This window comes from Campylobacter showae CSUNSWCD, assembly GCF_000313615.1.
Classification (GTDB): Bacteria; Campylobacterota; Campylobacteria; order Campylobacterales; family Campylobacteraceae; genus Campylobacter_A; species Campylobacter_A showae_A.
Genome location: NZ_AMZQ01000001.1, coordinates 192,438 through 211,686, shown reverse-complemented (window position 1 = coordinate 211,686; position 19,249 = coordinate 192,438). Strand labels below are relative to the sequence as shown.

General features: G+C 47.3%; 22 protein-coding genes. 9 read left to right on the top strand and 13 right to left on the bottom strand.

Going from position 1 to position 19,249, the window contains the following annotated elements; genetic code table 11:
- Positions 1-29 precede the first annotated feature (29 nt).
- From prfB to CSUNSWCD_RS01075, 4 genes are read left to right on the top strand one after another with little or no spacing between them, the layout of a single operon-like run.
- Positions 30-1,130, top strand: a complete 1,101-nt coding sequence (gene prfB, locus CSUNSWCD_RS01090; RefSeq protein ID WP_009492776.1) for a peptide chain release factor 2 — start codon at positions 30-32, stop codon at positions 1,128-1,130.
- A gap of 11 nt (positions 1,131-1,141) precedes the next feature.
- Positions 1,142-1,447, top strand: a complete 306-nt coding sequence (locus CSUNSWCD_RS01085; RefSeq protein ID WP_009492775.1) for a hypothetical protein — start codon at positions 1,142-1,144, stop codon at positions 1,445-1,447.
- The gene (locus CSUNSWCD_RS01080) at positions 1,444-2,787 is read left to right on the top strand and encodes an FAD-dependent oxidoreductase (protein ID WP_009492774.1); all 1,344 of its coding nucleotides are present in this window, start codon (positions 1,444-1,446) and stop codon (positions 2,785-2,787) included. Before CSUNSWCD_RS01085 ends, CSUNSWCD_RS01080 begins: the two co-directional genes overlap by 4 nt.
- A gap of 19 nt (positions 2,788-2,806) precedes the next feature.
- The gene (locus tag CSUNSWCD_RS01075) at positions 2,807-3,415 is read left to right on the top strand and encodes a tetratricopeptide repeat protein (protein WP_009492773.1); all 609 of its coding nucleotides are present in this window, start codon (positions 2,807-2,809) and stop codon (positions 3,413-3,415) included.
- A 44-nt stretch (positions 3,416-3,459) separates the two neighbouring features.
- Here CSUNSWCD_RS01075 and CSUNSWCD_RS01070 read toward each other — a convergent pair whose 3' ends face one another.
- Both CSUNSWCD_RS01070 and CSUNSWCD_RS01065 read right to left on the bottom strand, forming a co-directional pair.
- On the bottom strand, positions 3,460-3,675 hold the full coding sequence (locus tag CSUNSWCD_RS01070) for a hypothetical protein (RefSeq protein WP_009492772.1): 216 nt from the start codon (positions 3,673-3,675) through the stop codon (positions 3,460-3,462).
- Between the two features lie 149 nt (positions 3,676-3,824).
- A complete protein-coding gene (locus CSUNSWCD_RS01065) occupies positions 3,825-5,831 on the bottom strand; it encodes a TonB-dependent receptor domain-containing protein (RefSeq protein WP_009492771.1) in 2,007 nt (668 codons plus the stop codon).
- 216 nt (positions 5,832-6,047) lie between these two features.
- Here CSUNSWCD_RS01065 and exbB point away from each other — a divergent pair, with 216 nt between their 5' ends.
- The 3 genes from exbB to CSUNSWCD_RS01050 are packed head-to-tail and all read left to right on the top strand — an operon-like array spanning position 6,048 to position 7,663.
- A complete protein-coding gene (gene exbB / locus CSUNSWCD_RS01060; protein WP_002950017.1) occupies positions 6,048-6,476 on the top strand; it encodes a TonB-system energizer ExbB in 429 nt (142 codons plus the stop codon).
- Entirely contained in the window at positions 6,469-6,846 is a 378-nt protein-coding gene (exbD, locus tag CSUNSWCD_RS01055) for a TonB system transport protein ExbD (RefSeq protein ID WP_009492770.1), read from the top strand. The genes exbB and exbD overlap by 8 nt, the downstream gene beginning before the upstream one ends.
- Positions 6,812-7,663, top strand: coding sequence for an energy transducer TonB (locus CSUNSWCD_RS01050; protein ID WP_034964043.1), 852 nt, complete (start codon positions 6,812-6,814; stop codon positions 7,661-7,663). Before exbD ends, CSUNSWCD_RS01050 begins: the two co-directional genes overlap by 35 nt.
- Positions 7,664-8,110: 447 nt before the next feature.
- Here CSUNSWCD_RS01050 and CSUNSWCD_RS01045 read toward each other — a convergent pair whose 3' ends face one another.
- The 6 genes from CSUNSWCD_RS01045 to gap all read right to left on the bottom strand — a co-directional run bounded on the left by CSUNSWCD_RS01045 (position 8,111) and on the right by gap (position 13,911).
- Positions 8,111-9,136, bottom strand: coding sequence for an NADH:flavin oxidoreductase/NADH oxidase (locus CSUNSWCD_RS01045; RefSeq protein WP_009492767.1), 1,026 nt, complete (start codon positions 9,134-9,136; stop codon positions 8,111-8,113).
- A gap of 159 nt (positions 9,137-9,295) precedes the next feature.
- Positions 9,296-9,964 carry a DUF2625 family protein gene (locus tag CSUNSWCD_RS01040; protein ID WP_009492766.1) on the bottom strand — a complete coding sequence of 223 codons (669 nt, stop codon included), beginning with the start codon at positions 9,962-9,964 and terminating at the stop codon, positions 9,296-9,298.
- A gap of 78 nt (positions 9,965-10,042) precedes the next feature.
- A complete protein-coding gene (gene fabI / locus CSUNSWCD_RS01035; protein WP_009492765.1) occupies positions 10,043-10,861 on the bottom strand; it encodes an enoyl-ACP reductase FabI in 819 nt (272 codons plus the stop codon).
- Positions 10,862-11,015: 154 nt separating this feature from the next.
- Positions 11,016-11,696 (bottom strand): triose-phosphate isomerase, encoded by a 681-nt coding sequence (locus tag CSUNSWCD_RS01030; RefSeq protein WP_009492764.1) that lies wholly within the window; start codon positions 11,694-11,696, stop codon positions 11,016-11,018.
- A 3-nt stretch (positions 11,697-11,699) separates the two neighbouring features.
- Positions 11,700-12,899, bottom strand: coding sequence for a phosphoglycerate kinase (locus tag CSUNSWCD_RS01025; RefSeq protein WP_009492763.1), 1,200 nt, complete (start codon positions 12,897-12,899; stop codon positions 11,700-11,702).
- 16 nt (positions 12,900-12,915) lie between these two features.
- Complete coding sequence (gene gap / locus CSUNSWCD_RS01020; protein WP_009492762.1) at positions 12,916-13,911, bottom strand: type I glyceraldehyde-3-phosphate dehydrogenase; 996 nt, start codon at positions 13,909-13,911, stop codon at positions 12,916-12,918.
- A gap of 313 nt (positions 13,912-14,224) precedes the next feature.
- Between gap and nadD the strand changes: the two genes are divergently transcribed.
- The gene (gene nadD, locus CSUNSWCD_RS01015) at positions 14,225-14,797 is read left to right on the top strand and encodes a nicotinate (nicotinamide) nucleotide adenylyltransferase (RefSeq protein ID WP_009492760.1); all 573 of its coding nucleotides are present in this window, start codon (positions 14,225-14,227) and stop codon (positions 14,795-14,797) included.
- Positions 14,761-15,087: a ribosome silencing factor gene (rsfS, locus tag CSUNSWCD_RS01010; protein ID WP_009492759.1), complete on the top strand. Its 327-nt coding sequence runs from the start codon at positions 14,761-14,763 to the stop codon at positions 15,085-15,087. The genes nadD and rsfS overlap by 37 nt, the downstream gene beginning before the upstream one ends.
- A gap of 413 nt (positions 15,088-15,500) precedes the next feature.
- Here the strand turns inward: rsfS and CSUNSWCD_RS01005 are convergent, their stop codons facing one another.
- The 5 genes from CSUNSWCD_RS01005 to ypfJ all read right to left on the bottom strand — a co-directional run bounded on the left by CSUNSWCD_RS01005 (position 15,501) and on the right by ypfJ (position 19,074).
- On the bottom strand, positions 15,501-16,847 hold the full coding sequence (locus tag CSUNSWCD_RS01005; RefSeq protein ID WP_009492756.1) for a hypothetical protein: 1,347 nt from the start codon (positions 16,845-16,847) through the stop codon (positions 15,501-15,503).
- A gap of 50 nt (positions 16,848-16,897) precedes the next feature.
- Positions 16,898-17,038 carry a hypothetical protein gene (locus CSUNSWCD_RS11225; RefSeq protein WP_009492755.1) on the bottom strand — a complete coding sequence of 47 codons (141 nt, stop codon included), beginning with the start codon at positions 17,036-17,038 and terminating at the stop codon, positions 16,898-16,900.
- A 13-nt stretch (positions 17,039-17,051) separates the two neighbouring features.
- The gene (locus tag CSUNSWCD_RS11220; protein ID WP_009492754.1) at positions 17,052-17,204 is read right to left on the bottom strand and encodes a hypothetical protein; all 153 of its coding nucleotides are present in this window, start codon (positions 17,202-17,204) and stop codon (positions 17,052-17,054) included.
- Between the two features lie 77 nt (positions 17,205-17,281).
- On the bottom strand, positions 17,282-17,989 hold the full coding sequence (locus CSUNSWCD_RS01000; protein WP_009492753.1) for an aldo/keto reductase: 708 nt from the start codon (positions 17,987-17,989) through the stop codon (positions 17,282-17,284).
- Between the two features lie 215 nt (positions 17,990-18,204).
- Positions 18,205-19,074, bottom strand: coding sequence for a KPN_02809 family neutral zinc metallopeptidase (ypfJ, locus tag CSUNSWCD_RS00995; RefSeq protein ID WP_009492752.1), 870 nt, complete (start codon positions 19,072-19,074; stop codon positions 18,205-18,207).
- Positions 19,075-19,249 lie beyond the last annotated feature (175 nt).

Here is a 19,249-nt window from a genome sequence, read left to right as displayed (position 1 = left end):
GCCAAAAAGCACAAAAAAGGTCTTAAATTTTGGATAATTACGAATACACTGAACTCCTAAAAACACTAAACACAAAAGTAGAAAATATAGCTGGCGTCGTAAAACCCGAGAGCATCAAAGCTCGCCTAAAAGAGATCGAGGAGATGGAAAACGATCAAAATTTCTGGCAAGACATCGCAAAAGCGGGCGCAATCGGCAAGGAAAAAACTAAAATTTCAAACATCTTAAATAACTTCCTAAACGCTAAAAGCGCCGTAGACGACGCAAAGGATCTATACGAGCTGGCAAACTCTGAAAACGACGAAGAGACGATAAATTCGCTATTTGCCGAGGCTGGCGAGTTAGAGGATAAGATAGTAAATTTAGAAATTTCTATGCTGCTTAGCGGCGAGGACGACGGCAAAAACGCTATCGTCACCATCCACCCGGGCGCTGGCGGCACTGAGAGCAACGACTGGGCGAGTATGCTATACCGCATGTACCTGCGCTTTTGCGAAAGAGAAGGTTTTAAGGTCGAAACTCTAGACTTCCAAGAGGGCGAAGAAGCCGGGCTAAAGGACGTTAGCTTTATCGTTAAAGGCGTAAACGCCTACGGTTATCTAAAGGCTGAAAACGGTATCCACCGCTTAGTGCGAACCAGTCCGTTTGATAGCGCGGGCCGCCGCCATACTAGCTTTACCAGCGTGATGGTAAGCCCGGAGATCGATGACGATATCGAGATAGAAATCGACGAAAAAGACCTAAAAATCGATACCTACCGTGCAGGCGGAGCAGGCGGTCAGCACGTAAATAAAACAGAGTCTGCCGTACGCATCACTCACGCGCCTACTGGCATCGTCGTGCAGTGTCAAAACGACCGCAGCCAGCACAAAAACAAAGCCACAGCGATGAAAATGCTAAAATCGCGCCTGTATGAGCTAGAGCTAATGAAACAGCAAGAAGCCGCGGGCAGCATCGAAAAAAGCGAGATCGGCTGGGGTCACCAGATCCGCTCATACGTGCTTTTCCCGTATCAGCAGGTTAAAGACAACCGCAGCGGCGAGGCGTATAGCCAAACCGACGCGATACTAGACGGCGACATAAAAAAGCTCATCGAGGGCGTTTTAGTAAGCCAAAAAAGCATAAACTAGAAAGGAAAAATATGGAAATTTCAGCTCTCTTAAACCAACTAGGCTACAACGAAAACGACGCAACCACCGCGCAAGTTAAACGCATCCTAAACAACTGCGACGGGTTAAATTTAAGCAGCATCGTCACGCTAAACGACCACCTAAAACCGCTTGGTAGCTTTGTCGCGATGAGTGGCAGCGAGGACGTGTTTAAGATAAAAAACGCGGGCAAAATGCCCGGTGCGCTAAACGTGATCGAAAACTGGGCTGAAAAAAACAAGATAAACATAAAAAAAGTGAATGAAACTACGCACTACATACTAGGAAAAAACATATGAAAAACTACGATATCATCATCATCGGCTTTGGCAAGGCCGGCAAAACCCTCGCCGTAAAAGCCGCAAATTTAGGTAAAAAAGTTGCCGTGATCGAAAAATCGGCGCAGATGTATGGCGGTACGTGCATAAACGTCGGCTGCATTCCGACTAAAAAACTAGTAAATTTAAGCAAAGAGGCAAAATACGTCAACAATAACGTCGCAGGCGAGTATTTCACGCTTAGCGTCGAAAAGAAAGACAAGCTAATCTCCGCGCTTAGAGCCAAAAATTTCGCGATGCTTGATGATAATGCAAACATTGACGTGATAAACGGTACGGCTAAATTTGTAGATAAAAATAGCGTCGAAGTCGCGGCCGCAGACGGCTCAAAAAGCCTACTTACCGCGCCGACTATCGTTATAAATACAGGCTCCGTTAACGAAAAACCTAGCTTTGAGGTTAGTTCAAATTTGGCTTACGACAGCACGGGGATTTTAAATCTAAAAACGCTTCCAAAGCACCTAGTAGTCGTAGGCGGCGGATACATCGGGCTTGAGTTTGCCTCGATGTTTGCCGAGTTTGGCTCAAAAGTCACTATCGTAGCTCGCTCGGGCGTACTAAAAAACGAGGACGATGACGTGAGAGAGAGCGTAAAGGCGCTACTACAAACGCAAGGGATCGAAATTTTAGAGGGTTGCGAAGTTAAAAATTTAAAAGATTGCGCGCTGATTTTTACTCAAAACGGTGAAACAAAATGCCTTGAAGCGGACGCGTTTTTACTAGCGACCGGACGAGTAGCGGCGACTGCGGAGCTAAATTTAAGCGCGGCGGGCGTACAAACCGACGCCAAAGGAAACGTGCTCGTAAACGAGTTTTTGCAAACCGACCAGCCGCATATCTATGCAGTAGGCGACGTTCGCGGTGGTGAGCTTTTTACCTATACGAGTCTAGATGATTTTCGTATCGTCTTTGACAAGCTTTTTGGCGCTGGCAAACGCAGCACTCTAAACCGCTCTCCTCACGCCAGCACGCTTTTTACCGAGACTCCGCTAGCTAGCATCGGGCTAAGCGAAAAACGGGCCGCGACGCAAAATTTAGACTTTAAAGTCCTAAAACTCCCGCTAGCAGCAGTTCCCGGCGCAAAGGTAGTCGGCAACGAAACCGGATTTTTAAAAGCGATCGTGGACGCAAAAAGCGGCAAAATTTTAGGCGCGGCATTTCACTGCGTTTATGCAAACGAGCTTATCAACGAAATCGCCATCGCAATGGCTCTAGGCGCGGGTGCTGATTTCTTTAAAAATCAGATTTTCACCCATCCTAGCATCAGCGAAGCGTTAAACGACCTCTTTGGACAATTTTAAAACTACGGAAAGGATGAAAATGAGAAATTTACTTCTTGCCTTTATCGGGTTTTTATTCGTAGGATGCGCAGCTTCAAGCGGCGGCCCTAGCGACAACCCGGACTATGATTTTAACAAACGCGCCATAGAAGTACTAAAACCCAAATGCGAAAGCGGCAACTACTCCGCGTGCAACGATCTTGCCATCAGTTATCAAAATTTGCAAGATCATAAAACCGCTCTAAAATACTATGAAAGAGCGTGCAAAAACAACTATCAAGCCGCCTGCACAAACCTCGCCAACATGTACCAAACCGGCCTTGGCGTAAGCAAAGACGCAAACAAAGCACTTGAAATCTATAGCGCCTCATGCACGAACGGCGGGGCGTACTCTTGCTACTACTTAGGCGAATTTTATCGCTCGGCAATCGACGGCAAAGAACCGGACTATGCAAACGCCATGTCGGCCTACGATAGAGGCTGCAAACTAGGCGACGTACCGTGCTGCACAAACACTGCGGTCCTCTACGAACACGGACTAGGCGTGGCGCAGGATGAAACAAAAGCTAGAAGCATCTATCGCTCGGCGTGCTTTAGCGGCGACACGTCTGCATGCGACAATCTAAAAAGAATGGGCAGAAAGCGATAATAAAAACTGTAAATTTAACGCATTTAAATTCGGCGTTAAATTTACTACGGCGAGTCAAATTCGGCTCGCCTTTTTAAATTTGACCGTAGCAAATTTAACTTCAAATTTGCCCCAAAATTTACCTCCCAATACCAGCATCTTGAAAATATAAAAACCAAAAACCGTCCGTCAAATTTGACGCCAAACGCTCGCAAATTTAACCGCTCAAATTTAGGTTTTATTCTTGATGTTCCGTAGCCAAATTTTATTCGCTCCGCCAAAAACAGGTTAAATTTGAGCGGATTTTACAAAGCAACCTTCCTCACGCAAATAGCAAAAATAAACAAAGCTAAATTTGAATAAATTTTATAAAAGATAGAAAAAAGGGGCTTAAATTTAAGCCCCCGGAAGCGTAAGTTTAGAATAGAAATTAAAATTTATAAGAGACGTTCACCTTAAAGTTTCTGCCCGGCTCCCAGTCGATTGCGTTCGCATCGCCCGTGTACTGGGCCATTCTTTGAGAGTGCGAGACGTAGGCTTTGTTAAATACGTTATAAACGCCTGCGTTTATCTCAAGTCCTTTAAATTTACCGCCGCTTGGCGCATAAGTGAGATAGATGTCGCTCACGGCGTAGCTCGGGATATGTACGGCAGCGTCGTTGCCAGCGCTCGTCGTGTCTTTTGAGGCAAAATAAATAAGATTATAGCCCACAAGCGTATCGATAGCGTTTATCGAATACTCGGCGTTAAAGGTGTATTTGTCGCCTTGGTCGCGGTAGCCGATGATATTTGACGTGTAGTAGCCGCCGCTGCCGTTACTCACGCGGTCTTTGTATCTTACTTTTTGATGAGTGTAGCTAGCACCTAAGCTTAGCGCATCGAGGTTTAACCTCGCTAAAAGCTCGACGCCGTCGATATCCGCGCCGCCTGCGTTGATCCTATAAAGCACCGGATTTATACGCCCGCCTGCTGCGTTATTATCTACGATTAGATTTTTGTATTTGGTTTTAAAGTATTTAGCTACGAAGCTAACGTGTCCCGTTTCGCTAAACTCGCCCTTGTAGCGTCCGCCGATCTCGTAGCTATCGCCAGTAGTGGCCTTTAGATCAGGGTTTGCTCTGTATCCTAGCGCCGTACCCCTACTAGCGCCGCTAGCTAGCATAGACTCCATAACATCCGGTCCTCTAAACACTTTAGCGTAGCTGGCAAATACTCCAAGCCCCTTCATAAACTCGTAATCAAGCGCGAGAGCGGGCGTAAATTCGTCAAATTTGTATTTGTATCCGCCGATATTTGCGCCCGTGCCGTTATAGGTCTTTAACTCGTGACGCTCGTATCTGATGCCAGGAGTCACAGTTAGGCCTGCAAATTTGATCGCATCCTCTAAGTAAAACGAGTAGTTGTTTACTTTTTCGGGGCGGTTGTTTTGCGGTTTATTGAAGTTTTCGCTATGGTAGTACTCCGCGCCGTATCTTAGCGTCTGCGTCACGTCGCCTGTTTCTACCACTGTTTTTGCTTTCGCGCTTAGGCCTCTAGTTTTTACACCCCATTTGCTATCGTCGATCCTCTGATGTTTCGTATGATAGGCCGTTACATCGAGGTTCAGCAGCTCGCTCGGCGTAAATTCGTACTTTAACGTCGTCGTATCGCGCTCGTATTTGCGATTAGCGTCGGCATTACCTCCGCTATGCCAGCTGCCAAACTCCGCTCTCAACGGATAAAGTCCCTTGTAGTGGTTGTGTTCGTGAGAGAGCGATATCCTGTGTGCGTCTAAAAAGCTATATCCAAGCTTAAAAAGATAGCTAAGGTCATTGCCGTCGCCGCCTATTTTCTTACCGTTGCCGCTCTTGCCGTAGTCGTAACCTTTGTGATTTATCGCGGCTAAAAAGTCAAGCCCCTCGACGGGCGCGGTAAAGACCATTAGCCCTTGCGAAAATTCGTCGTTGTTTGAGGCGTAGCCCGTTTTGATTTTAGCGCCGATGATTTCGCCGTCATCTAGCAGGTCTCTAGCGTCCACCGTCCTAAAAGCCACCGAGCCTCCAAGAGCTCCGGCGCCGTTTACTACAGAGCGCGAGCCGACCTCAACGTCGATGGCTTTGATCAGATCAGGGTCGATTAGTAGGTCTGCGTTATGGTGAAAAGTATTACCGTTTTGCTTAGCGCCGTCGATCGTGATGTTTAGACCGCGGTCGCTAACGCCTCTCATGTAAATTTTTTGATTCATGCCGTTCGTACCGCCTACGTAAACGCCCGGGATATCGCGCATAACGTCTTTTAGTATGCCTGCGTTTCTCGTGCTTATTTTTACGTCGTCTACGCCGTAGCCACCGCTAGTGCTACTTACCTCTACGCCGCTTAGCGTTACATTCTCGGCGGCGTTTGCGCCGATAGCTAGAGCCGCTACGAAAGAAATCTTCGCAACATTGTTAAAACTCATTTTTTCTCCTCTTTAAATTTATGAAAATTTGCGCCGATTTAGAAAAACATTTAAATTTTGTTTTCTTTAATCCGCTCAAATTTTGAAAACGAATACTATAATCTTAAGACTAAATTTTAGATAAATTTATCTAAAATATTACTTGCTTATTTGTTATTGACAATAAATACCATAATCTGATATAATTGGCGCGCAAATTTTATAAGAAGGCATTAAATGGAATTTCTCAAACACAACGTCGATTACGTTATCATCGGTATTTTAGGGCTTATGAGTTTTACGGTAGTGTGGCTTACGATAGAGCGCTTGATCTTTTACGCAAACGTTAAATTTGAAAATTATAAGAATCAAGACGACTTTGAAGAGAGCGTAACCAGAAATTTAACAACGCTTTATATCGTTTATTCAAATGCGCCATATATCGGGCTTTTGGGTACGGTTGCGGGCATCATGGTAACCTTTTACGACATGGGTATGAGCGGTGGCATCGATACTAAAAGCATCATGGTCGGCCTGTCTCTCGCGCTAAAAGCAACCGCGCTAGGCCTCATCGTCGCGATACCTACGCTAATGATCTACAACGCGTTTATGAGAAAAGTGGACGTTTTAGTAAACCGCTACAAGGCTTCACGTGAGAATGCCTAAAAAAGAGGGATTAAACGTAATCCCGCTCATAGATATTATGCTAGTTTTGCTAGCTATCGTGCTTAGCATCTCTACCTTTATCGCTCAGGGCAATATCAAAATCGACCTGCCAAACAGCGAGAGCGCGGAAAAAAAGCAAGACGAAAAAGACAAAATCGCCGTTTTAATTAATAAAGATAATGAATTTTTTATAGGCGAAGAGAAAATCGCCGAGGAAAATTTAAAAGAAAAGCTAAACGAGATAAAAAACGAAACGTTAATAGAACTCAAAAGCGATAAAGAGAGTAAATTCGACTCGTTTATCAAGGTTATCGACATACTAAAAGAAAAGAATCATGAAAACTTCGCTATCACGACAACAACTGAATAGACGCGCCAGCTTTACGGGGCTTGGCGTTTCTATCCTGTTGCACTCTATCCTCATCGGATCTTTTATCAAATTTTACGAAGAGATAAAACCTATGCCGGAAGAAAAAAGCGTTAAGATAGCGCTAAATACTTTTACGCCGCCAGCAGCTCCGCTCCCGCCGGCACCTACCCCGCCTGCCCCGCCGCCTCCGGCACCGCCTGCGCCTCCTCCGCCTGAACCTGTCGTCACGCCGCCAGAACCGCCAAAACCGGTTGAGCCGCCTAAGCCGATAGAAAAACCAAAACCAGTGGAGAAACCAAAACCGATAGAAAAGCCTGTGGAAAAACCAAAGCCAAAGCCTAAACCTACGCCAAAACCGGTTAAAACGCCTGAGCCAGAACCGCAAGTAGCGCAGGTAGTACCGCCCGCACAGCCGTCGCCGCCGACCCCTACGCCGCCCGCGACACAGCCAAGTAGCACTCCAAGCTCGAACGTAAAATCAAATTTACCGCCTAGCGGAGCCCAAACGGTCGGAGAGATTAATTTTTCAGATCCTTCTGCAAGTAGTAATTTTAATAGGGATAAGTACCAAAAGGCTATTAAAAAGCATCTTAGGTATCCAAAGCGAGCTCAAAAAATGCGCCATCAAGGCATAGCTCATGTCAGGTTTTTGTTTAAAAAAGATGGAACTGTTAGCGACATAAAAATCGTAAAAAGTTCAGGCTTTGATACATTAGACGAGGCTGCAATAGACACCATAAAAAGAGCAGCTCCAGATTTTGAAAAGCTAGATAGAGATTACATCATGACAATTCCTATTGGCTTTACACTGAATTAGCTGTAAAATTTAAGTCATTTGATGCGGGTTAATTTACTCCATTAATTTATGACAATAAGCTCATACTAGACGAAGCCGCAGTCGAGCTCATAAATCGCGCCGCGCCGGATTTTCCGACGCTTGATCGCGACTACGCCATCAAAATCCCGGTTAGCTACAAGCTCACGTAAATTTAAGCCGTTTTTGCGGCTTAAATTTCTACTTTTATTCTACAAATTTGACGCAATAAATCAAAAAATAAGCCACTATATTTATAAATTAGCACCGCTAAAATCAGCCGCAATCAAATCAAATTTGACGCCGTTGCAGGAATCCAAATTTGCCAAATTTATAGCCCAAAATTTAGAATAAATTCATCAAAGAGCTCGCCCAAGCGACCGATCAAATTTGCGCCAAATTTAACCGACGCAACTAGTTCAAATTTACGCCGAGTGATCTCGCCAAATTTTACTTAAACGCCCTCTTATACGAGTTTTCTATCAGCTCAGAGCACCCTAGCTCGCTCATGGCAGCCTGCGCAAAATTTGGATTTCGCAGCAGCTCTCTGCCATAAGCCACCGCGTCGCAAACGCCGCCTAGTAGCAGCGCCTCGCCCTCGGATGCCTTTGTTATGAGTCCAACCGCGATTACTGGGATGCTAACGGCCTGCTTTACCGCCTTAGCATAGCCAGCTTGATAAAGCGGAGTAAACGCAGGCGCGCTATCCGTATGCTCAAAAAATCCGCCCGCCGAGACATGGATAAACGCCGCGCCCAAAGCCTCGAGCTCTTTTGCTAGCCGTACGCTATCTTCTAGGCTCCAGTCGCCTTTTACCCAGCTATCCGCGCTTATGCGCACGCCGACGGGGATTTGCACCGCGGCTTTTACCTCGCTTAAAATTTCTTTTAAAAATCTCGTGCGATTTTCAAAGCTCCCGCCATATTCGTCGTCTCGCAGATTGATCTCAGGCGAGAGAAATTCGCTGATGAGATAGCCGTGCGCGGCGTGGATCTCGGTCGCGGAGTATCCTGCGCGCTCGGCTCTGATTGCTGCTTGGACGAAGCTTTGCTTGACCGAGACGATATCCTCCGCGCTCATCTGTCTCGGCGTTTTGTAGCTCTCGCTAAATTTTACCGTGCTAGGCGCGATCAGATCCTCGCATTCGCTTTTTCTGCCGGCATGCGCGAGCTGGACGGCCATTACGGCGCCGTATTTGATGCACTCTTTGACGAGTCTGGCGTGTGCCTCTAGCTGCTCGTCGTTCCATAGCCCCAGATCGCGGCTCGTGATCCTGCCTCTAGGCTCGACCGCCGTAGCTTCGACGATGATGAGCCCGACGCCTCCTAGCGCGCGAGCGGCGTAGTGCAAGCGGTGAAAGCATCTAGGACAGCCGTTCTCGTTTTTAGCCTTATACATGCACATCGGCGGCATCACGATGCGGTTTTTGATCTGCAGATCACCGATTTTTAGCGGCGAAAAAAGCAAGCTTTGCATGAGAAATCCTTTAAAGATTATTTGCGGTTATTTTAGGATATTTGTTTAAATTTATTTAGTCGTGCGGTAAATTTTAGTAGCCGCTGCGAGAGTGCAAATCAACCATAAAGGCTAACGAGTCGCAACGGTTTTATGTAAATTTGTATCAAATTTGAAATTTTACTCGCCGCCGTTAAGAACGGAAGCAAAATACTCATCGATATCAACGCCCTCTTTTTTCATCTCTTTTAGCCTTAGCCTTACGTCGGCGTCTTGCCAAAGAAGTGGTGGCAACGCAAACATCACCCTATCAAGGCTAAATTTACGCACATCCTCGCGCCAGCCATCCCAGCGGTAGAGCTCATAAAATTTAGATATATCGCCGCACAGCACCCAGTACAAAAACTGCGAGTAGCCAAGCTGCGTATCTTCCCATTTGCCGCTATCTGGTGCGTAGTAAAAGACGTTGCTGGCTTTGCCATGAAAAGCACCGCCATTTACCGCGAAAAATCCGCCCAAAACATCGTCTGCTACAAGCAAATAGCTAGGCATTTGCCCTGGCTCGCTAAAACTTTTGCCAAGATTGAAGCTATAAATTCCGCGCTTCATACGCTCACATCCAGAGCCCAGCACACGCAGCCAACCGTCATCTATCACTACGCCACCGCACCCATAAACAAGCGCTCCCATCGGCGAGCGAGTAGTGACCTGAAGTCCCAAAAGCTCACTTTGCGCCCTGCTCTCATCTCGGGGCAAAATTTCATAGCCATTTTTAGCCTCTTTTAGCCACTCTTCTACTAGCGCCCAGCCTGGCTCGCTGACGTCTATAAGCTCGTCTAAAGCTCTCATTTTCTGTCCTTTCAATAAATTTGGTGAAATTTAAAAGAAGAATTTGGCGAGTCGCCCCGCCAAATTTATATAGATAGATTATTTTGCATCCCAAGCTAGGATCGTGTTGCCCTCGGCATCGGTAGCCACGTCGCCCATGCCCATGATGTTGTAGCCGCAGTCTACATAGTGCACTTCGCCTGTTACGCCACTAGCTAGGTCGCTAAGCAGATACATAGCGCTGTTGCCGACGTCTTCAGTGGTGACGTTGCGTTTTAGCGGGCTGTTTACTTCGTTGTAGCGCAAGATCATCCTAAAGTCGCCTATTCCGCTTGCAGCAAGCGTTTTGATAGGGCCTGCACTGATCGCATTTACGCGGATATTTCTAGCGCCAAGGTCGTGTGCTAGGTAGCGAACTGAGCTCTCAAGCGCTGCTTTTGCAACGCCCATTACGTTGTAGTGTGGCACAAATTTTGGTCCGCCAAGGTATGTAAGAGTTAGCACCGAGCCGCCCTCTTTTAGCACTGGCAAAACCGCGCGAGTAAGGCTTAGTAGCGAATAAACGCTAGTGCCCATCGCTATGTCAAATGCCTCTTTTGTGGTATTTACAAACTCGCCCTCAAGCGCCTCTTTTGGTGCGTAAGCCACCGCATGCACGACAAAATCGATCTCGCCAAGGTCCGCTTTTATGCGATCTGCAAGCCCATCTAAATGTGCTTGGTTATTTACGTCAAGCTCATAGACAAATTTGCTACCAAACTCCTCAGCTATCGGCTCTACACGCTTTTTCAGAGCGTCATTTAGATATGTAAATGCCATCTGCGCACCTTGATCGTGACAAGCTTTTGCGATGCCGTAAGCTATCGACTTAGCGTTGGCAACGCCTACGATCAGACCTTTTTTACCTTTTAAAATCATTATTTCTCCTTTAAAATTTTGCAATTCAAATTTTAAACCAAATTTAATAGCGGCAGTATCGTGAGATGAATTTTAATGTTGTGTAGAAATTTTAGGTCAAGACTAGGCAAATAGCCTGTCGCAGACTTAAAATTTCGAACTCATTAAAAAGCGCTCACGAGACAACGCGTATCAAATTTAAAAAATTATTCGCATCCCAGCTGGCTGTGCCTACTAGAACACCATCGCAGCTTTTGATACCTGCGATATCAGCTATATTTGCAGCATTGACGCTTCCGCCGTAAAGTAGCGGCACATTTGCCTTTGTCTTTAAAAAACTTAGCACCTCATCTATCTGCTCTATGCTAGCACTCTTGCCAGTTCCTATCGCCCAGATCGGCTCGTAGGCGATGACTAGATTTTTATAGCCAAGGTCTATATTTTCAAGCTGGCGGCTTAAAAATTCTTTGGTCGCTCCGCTTTCATTTGTGTTTAAATTTTCGCCGATGCAGTAGATGACGTTCCAGCCGTTTTTTGCGGCAAAGTCAAATTTCGCTCGCAAAAACTCCTCGCTCTCTTTTAAAATTTCACGCCTCTCAGAGTGGCCGATCAGCACATCTTTGATCTCAAACTCATCAAGCATCGCCTTGCCGATCTCGCCAGTAAATGCCCCACTCTCGCAAGGGTAGAAATTCTGCGCCCCAAGCCTAAAAATATGCTTTTTTTCATCAAAGGCACTAGCTGGGGCAAAGACGCTCACGTCGTCGTTTGCGCTTAAATTTGCATCTAAAATTTCAGCGTACTCTCTAAAGCTCTCTCTTGTGTGGTTACACTTTAAATTCGCTAGAAATTTCAAGACCTACTCCTCTTTTCTAAGCGGCTTTATGCCAGGTAGCTCTTTGCCTTCTATTAGCTCCAAGCTCGCACCGCCGCCAGTTGAGATAAATGTCATCTCATCAGCGTCTCCAGCGCGCTCAACTACATCAGCCGTATCACCGCCGCCAACAACGGTAGTCGCGTGCGTGTCAATGATGGCGTGGCTCATTTTGATACTACCTTTGCTAAATTTATCCATCTCAAAAACACCCATAGGTCCGTTCCACCAGATGGTTTGCGCATCGGCGATAACCTCTTTAAATAGCCTAATAGACGCAGGGCCAATATCAAGCCCCATCCAGCCGTTTGGGATCTCTTGAGCAGGGACGTATTTCACGGCACTTTCAGCTGAAAATGTCTGAGCAGCGACGACATCTACTGGCAGATAAATTTTGACACCTAGCTCTTTGCCTTTTTGTAAAATTTGTCTTGCATCTTCGATGAGCTCTTCTTCAAGGAGCGAATTACCGATGTTTTCGCCAAGTGATTTTAAAAACGTAAATGCCATGCCGCCGCCAATTATTAGCTTATCTACGCGCGGAAGCAGGTTATGTAGTGCTTGAAGCTTGCCACTAACCTTTGAGCCACCCACAACTGCGACAAATGGACGTGATGGATGTTTTATCAAATTTTGAGCAAAATTTATCTCTTTTTGTAGTAAAAATCCCGCCGCCTTATGCTTTTCATCGTAAAATTTAGTGATCGCCTCGACAGATGCGTGAGCCCTGTGGCAGACGCCAAATGCGTCGTTAATGTAAAATTCGCCAAATCCTGAAAGCTCTTTTGCCAAAGCCTCGTCGTTTTTAGTTTCGCCCTTTTCAAAGCGTAAGTTTTCTATCATCAAAATTTCGCCAGCTTTTAGCGCCTCAGCCTTTGTCTTAGCGTCATTTCCGATCACATCTTCAGCAAATATCACATCTCTATCAAGCAGTCTTGATAGCCTTTTTGCTACGCCGCGAAGTGAAAATTTCTCCTCGTAACCATTTTTTGGGCGTCCAAGATGGCTAGCCAAAACCACGCCGCAGCCGTTATCTAGGCAGTAGCGGATAGTTGGTATCGCTGAGCGGATCCTGCGGTCATCAGTGATGTTTAAAAACTCGTCCATAGGCACGTTAAAATCGCACCTTATAAAAACTTTTGCGCCGTTAAGTTCAAGGTCGTTGATCGATAAAATTTCACTCATTTTTCACCCTTTAAATTTACTTTGTAGCTACGATTTTAGCAAGATCTACAAGCCTTGTTGAGTAGCCCCACTCGTTGTCGTACCACGCAAAGACCTTCACCATATCATCAGCGATGACCTGCGTAGTGTCGCTAGCTACGATACTGCTGTATGCGCTCGTGCAAAAGTCGCTGCTAACTCTGTAGTCATCATCGACGAATAAAATTCCCTTTAAATTTGACTCCGCAGCCGCTCTAAAGGCCTCATTTATCTCATCTTTGCTGGCCGGTCTTTTTAAAACCGCCGTTAAATCGACCATTGATACGTTTGCCACTGGCACGCGCACTGCTTGGCCGTGTAGTTTGCCACTTAGCTCTGGAAGCACTTTAGCGATCGCTTTTGCAGCCCCTGTGGTCGTAGGTCCGATATTTAGCGCTGCAGCGCGCGAACGGCGGAAGTCTTTGGCCTTTACATCAACTAGGCTCTGGCCGTTTGTATAGGCGTGGATCGTGGTCATCAGCCCTTTTACGATACCAAATTTATCATTTAGCACCTTTGCAACTGGAGCTAGGCCGTTTGTAGTGCAGCTTGCGTTTGAGACGATCGCTTCGCCTGCGTATTTATCGTCGTTTACGCCCACTACAAAGGTCGCCGTGTCGTCTTTTGCCGGAGCGCTCATGACGACTTTTTTGACGCCACGAGCAAGATATGGCTCGCATTTTTCAGTGGTTAAAAACTTGCCAGTACACTCTAAAACCACGTCTACGCCGTAGTCTGCGTAGCTAAGCTCGTTTAGATCTCTTGTAGAAAAAACTCTTATCTTTTTGCCATTTACTTCTATAAAATCGTCGCTTATCACCTTAACGTCTTGCTTAAATTCGCCATGCACGCTGTCGTATTTGAGCAAATACCTCGTCATATCCCTTGTTGCGGTGTCGTTAATAGCGACAAGCTCAACATCGTCTCGCTCTAAAATAATACGCGCAGCACACCTACCGATACGTCCAAAACCGTTGATCGCGATTTTTACCATGTTTAGCTCCTTGTGCTAGATTTTCCGGTCGCTTTAGGGCGCCCAGAAAGGTTATTTTCGTACTTTTAGCTTTTGTGCGTTAAATTTATCCGCCTCCGCACTCCGCTAAGCGCGTAAATTTAAGCCGCTTCAAAGCCCGCCTTTGCAAATTTGCCCCTCGCTTGCTCGCTGAAAAACAAGCCTCGCAAGCCCAAAAATCCCCAAATTTTACAAAATATCCATTTAATTTGCGCTTTATCGGCGAATTTTTTGATTTTCAACCAAATTTCACTTCAAATTCGCTAAACTGCACCAAAATTTTAAAGGCAAATTTATGAAAATCGCGCTTTTTGGCGGTAGTTTCGACCCGCCTCATCTCGGGCACGACGCCGTCGTTAAAGCCGCGCTAGAGCAGCTAGACGCGGATAAGCTCATCATCATGCCGACGTTTATCAGCCCGTTTAAGAGCGAGTTTTCCGCTCCGCCGCTACTTCGGCTAAGGTGGGCGAACGAGGCTTGGGGCACGCTAGCTAAAGTCTGCGTGAGCGACTATGAGATCGCGCAAAATCGCCCAGTACCGACGATAGAGAGCGCGCGGCACATGCGGCAAATTTACGCTGTGAGCCGGCTTTATCTCATCATCGGCGCCGATCACCTAGCGAGCCTAGACAAATGGCACGAGATAGACGAGCTCTTTAGGCTCGCAACCTTCGTCGTAGCTAGCCGCGACGACGTAGCCGTGCCTGAAAATTTTAAAATTTTAAACATAAACGCGCCCGTTTCGTCCTCGCAAATCAGGCAAAATTTAGACAAAAGCCTGATGATACCGTGTATAGCGGACGAGGCGGCGAAATTTTATCAAGGAAAAACATGCAAGAAAGAATCGAGCGAATCATCAAAATCCTAGACGCCAAAAAGGCCGAAGCTATCGAGGCTATCGATATGAGCGGGCGCGAATACATCGCAAAATGCGTCATCATCGCCACCACGATGGGCGAACGCCACGCCTACTCGCTAACGGACGACCTAAAAGAGGGGCTAAAAGACGAGGGCGAGCAGTTTTTAGGCATAGAAAGCTCCGGCGACTGGGTCGTGATCGATCTGGGCGACATCCTCATCCACCTCATGAGCGCACAGTACCGCGCCAAATACAACATCGAAGAGTTTTTAAGCAAGCTAAAAGAGGCGAAAGCCTAAGTCAAATTTAGCCCGACGCGCCGGTAACGTCAAATTTGCCTATAGCATGAAGCGGACGGTAAATTTGACCAAAGCCGCCGCTATAAACTGCTGAGATTTGTTTGATCTTGCAATGTGGCGCAAGCTATCTTTGTTAATAAAATACGAACGCTAGCTCTTGACTGAGCGGGCTTTAACGAGCAGCAAATTTAGGCCAAATTTGATCCTGATGATTTTTAAAAGCACTATAACATCGCGTAGCTTTTACGGCTTTCAAGCTGGCAAATTTGGAGTTTTTTCGATATGCAAAAGCCTGGTCGCGTTTTCAGCGCTCTAAAATGCTAGCTAATCAAAAACGCAAAAACCAACAAACATCGCACGACAAACTCGCAAACGCTCGCAAGGCAAAGTACCGCTAAAGCAACGCGCCGCGGCTACCACCGATAAATTTTATCCTCGTAAGCGATCAGTCTAAACTCCTCTTTGTGGTTGCCGTTGCCGATCGTGTGGCTGTCTTGGCCCGCGCCCAGGCGTAGCTTATGCAGTCTGCCGCCGTATGTACCCACAAATAGCACGCTGCCGTTCTCGCTTATCGCCATAGATTTTATCGTGCCGCCCAGATAGTGGCGCCAAATTTTACGCCCGTCCTTGCCGACTGCCTTGATGTAGCCGTATGCGTCGCCGAGAATGTAAAAGTCCTGCGTCGCTACGCCCGCATATACCCTCATCGCATCGTCGATCAGCGTGAAATTTTTCTCACCCTCTTCGTCGTACGAATAAGCCTCGACCTTTAGCCCTCGCTTTAGAGCCACCCTATCCACGCCGATCGTGACGCCGTTGTAGAAGTGGCAGGAGTTCGTGATGAGCTGCGTATCGTCCGCGCTAAAGAGGCAAAAATGCGGATACGAGCTCTGCGCGCCGATGCTGCCCAGTCGCTCGCCCTCGCGATCCATCAGGACGTGATCGCCGCACTGCTCGCCGGCGACGATGAGAGCATTGTCGCTTGATAGCGTCGCGTTAGCCATATCGATATAGAGTGCAGCGTTGCCGTCGTCGTCCTCGTAGAGCTGCCCGTCCTCATAGATCGGATGGATGAGCTTCACGCCGCTTTGCGAGATCAAAAAAATTCCGTCGTGGCAGCTCAAAAGCACCTTTTTGCCGTCGTTAAAAGGTAAAATTTCAGCCTCGTCGTATGTTAGCTCCACATTGTGGCTAAATTTTGCGATAGGCTCACCGCCGCCCTTGCCGTCGTAGCCTTTTACGAGCTCAATCTCGTCTCTCTTAAGAAGGGCGTAAATTTCGTTTCGCTTTGATTTGCCCACCGTAATGACGCCATCTGCGATAACGCTAACGCGCTCGCCTTCTAGCAGATATAGCTTCTTATGCCAGCCTTCAGGATCACTTTGCGAGACGATAAAAAGGACGTTCTCGCCGCCAAGAGGGCAAATTTGATCTACATTGCCTAGCTTGTCTGCTATTTTATCCTTCTCGTCAGCATTACCTGCTTCATCCTCGCTCTCCTCAAAGATAATGTTTGAGGGCGGAAAATCGGCTCTAAATTTCGCCGTCTCGCCGCGCTCGTTGGCTTCCTTTAGCAGCGCAAATATTGCCTCGCCCAGATGCGCTCTATCATCGACGGGCTCCTCGCCATTATAGGCGTCCCAGCCGTGAACCTCCGCAAACGCCACCATATCGTTTACGGCCTTGGCATATTTCTCGCCCTTTTCATTCCACTCTTTTTGCCACTCCGCCTTAAGCACCTCGTAGTCCAAGTTTTTCATTGATTTTCCTTAGGTTCGTTGTCCGCTTTTTCGCTGCGATTCGCGAAATTTTAGCCAAGACCGCTAAAGCTAAATTTAACGTCTATCAAGCTAGCAAATTTAGCGCGGCAAATAAGCAAAACGCTCTTAAAATTTGCCATCAGTCCAAGCTCTCTAAATTTAAAACACGCAAATTTGACGCCTAAACCCAACCTCGTCCGCCTACTAGCTCCGCCAGAGCTTTTCTACCTGCGCGGCGTCCTCGCGTGCTAGCTCAAATCCGAAAATATCGATATTTTCAAGCAATCGCTCCTTGCTAGCAGGGTTTACTACCACGCAAAACCGGTGCTGTACGAGCCAGCGCAAGATGATTTGCATCCGCGTTTTACCATATTTTTAGCTGATTTGCGCGAGCGCGGGCTCTTTTAGCTCTTCGCCGGGCTCATATAGTAGCTCTACTTGCACGTCATGGTCGCGGTCACCTTGCCGCGCGTAGCAAAGCGCTGTAGATAGGAGCGAGAGGGCGTTTGATAAACCGCGGGTTTAACTTCGCTACCTTGCGCGATTTTGGCTAAATTTTCGACTCCAAATTCTCCAGGGTAATCGCAAATGCCGATCGACGCCGCAAGTCCCTCACGGTAAAGCCGCTGCAAAACGCCCCACGCAGAGCTAGCATCGCCCGCCCCTGCGCGCAGTAAAAGTAGATCGACGTAGTCGGTATTTAGTTTTTTTAAGGAGCGTTCAAAGCTTTTTATCATGCCGCTTTCGTCGCCGTTTTGAGCACCGAGCGAGCTTTGGATAAATAGCTGTCCGCGCCCTAAACCGCTAGCCTCAAACGCGGCTGCTGCAGCCTCCTCGCCCCCGTCCGTATCGATCAGGCGGTAACCTAGCCCAAGAGCCGCCCCCAGCGCGTTTTTGTCTTTCAAATCATCAAATTTAGCTGCACTAAGTCCGATGATCGGCATCAAAATTCTATTATTTAGCGTGAGATATGGCGTCATCGCGGCAAGCCTCTCGCCGAGATTTTTCGCACCGCTTAGATCTACGCCGTCCGTCAAATTTACCGCACTGGTCTTGCTAGTCTGCTGGGCAAACAAATCCAACCCCGCAGCAAGCCCCGCCGCGCAGGTCGCCGCGCCTTTCATGAAGTCCCTTCTTTTCATTTTTGCTCCGTTTTTTTGATCTTATCGCTTTTTACGCTTAAATTTGCAAACCAAACGGCGCTGCCGCGTTAAAATTTGCTTAAAATCACGAAAATTTAAATTTGATTCCACAAAACGAGGTCCGAAAAAGCCGCACTTGGATTTAAATTTTATCTAAATGCGGCCGAGTAGAAATTTACGCTCGCCAAACGCGGTCCAGAGCTAAAAAGTCAAATTCAGATCTCAAACGCGCACGAGCTTGGCTGTCCGCCCTCAAAACCCTTTTTAAACCACGTCATGCGCTGCTTTGACGAGCCGTGCGTGAACGAGTCGGGCGTCACGCGGCCTTGGTATTTTTTCTGTAGCGCGTCGTCGCCTATCGCGCTCGCAGCGTTTAGCGCCTCCTCGATGTCGCCGTCTTCTAGCACGTTGTAGCGCCCCATGTAGTGCGCCCAGACGCCCGCATAGCAGTCGGCCTGTAGCTCGACCTTGACTTGTAGCGCGTTTTGCTCCACCGGGCTTTTAGTGCGCGATTTTAGCTCGTTTACTTTACCGAGCGTTCCTAGCAAATTTTGCACATGATGTCCGACCTCGTGGGCGATCACGTACGCCTGCGCAAAGTCTCCCGCGGCTTTGTATTTAGCCTCTAGCTCCTCAAAAAAACTAAGATCTAGATAGACTTTTTTATCCGCTGGGCAGTAAAAAGGCCCCATCTGCGAGCTAGCCGTGCCGCACGCGCTAGAAACGCCGTCTCTAAAAAGCACCAAGCTAGGCTCTTTGTACTGTGCGCCGCCCGCCTTAAACACCTTGCTCCACACGTCCTCGGTCTGCGCCAACACCGCCGAGACGAAGGCGACCTTTTCCTTCTCCTGCGGGCTATCTAGCGCCGCCCTTTGAGTGCCCGCGCCGCCGCCCTCAAGTAGCGCGAGAGGGTTAAAGCCCATAAAGTACGCGACCGCGCCGATAACTAGTACCACGCGGCCGATATTTGAGCCCAGCAAAAATCTAATAATCGGTATGAGCGCGCCCAGCGAGCCCATGCTGTTTACGCTGTTTTGCCGCCTATCCTCGACGTTGTCGCTTCGTCTGCTATCTTGCCATTTCATTTTTTACTCTTTCGTTTTGGGTTTTTCTTTTAAATTTAGCCGCGAGTTGTGCTGTTTTCTTGCCTTTTGCTGCTAAATTTAGGGCATATTTTAGCGACTATTTATAAATTTATCGCTTTGCTCCGCGGGCTAGTTTAAATTTGACGATAAAATTTGAGTTAAAACAAAGTAAAAC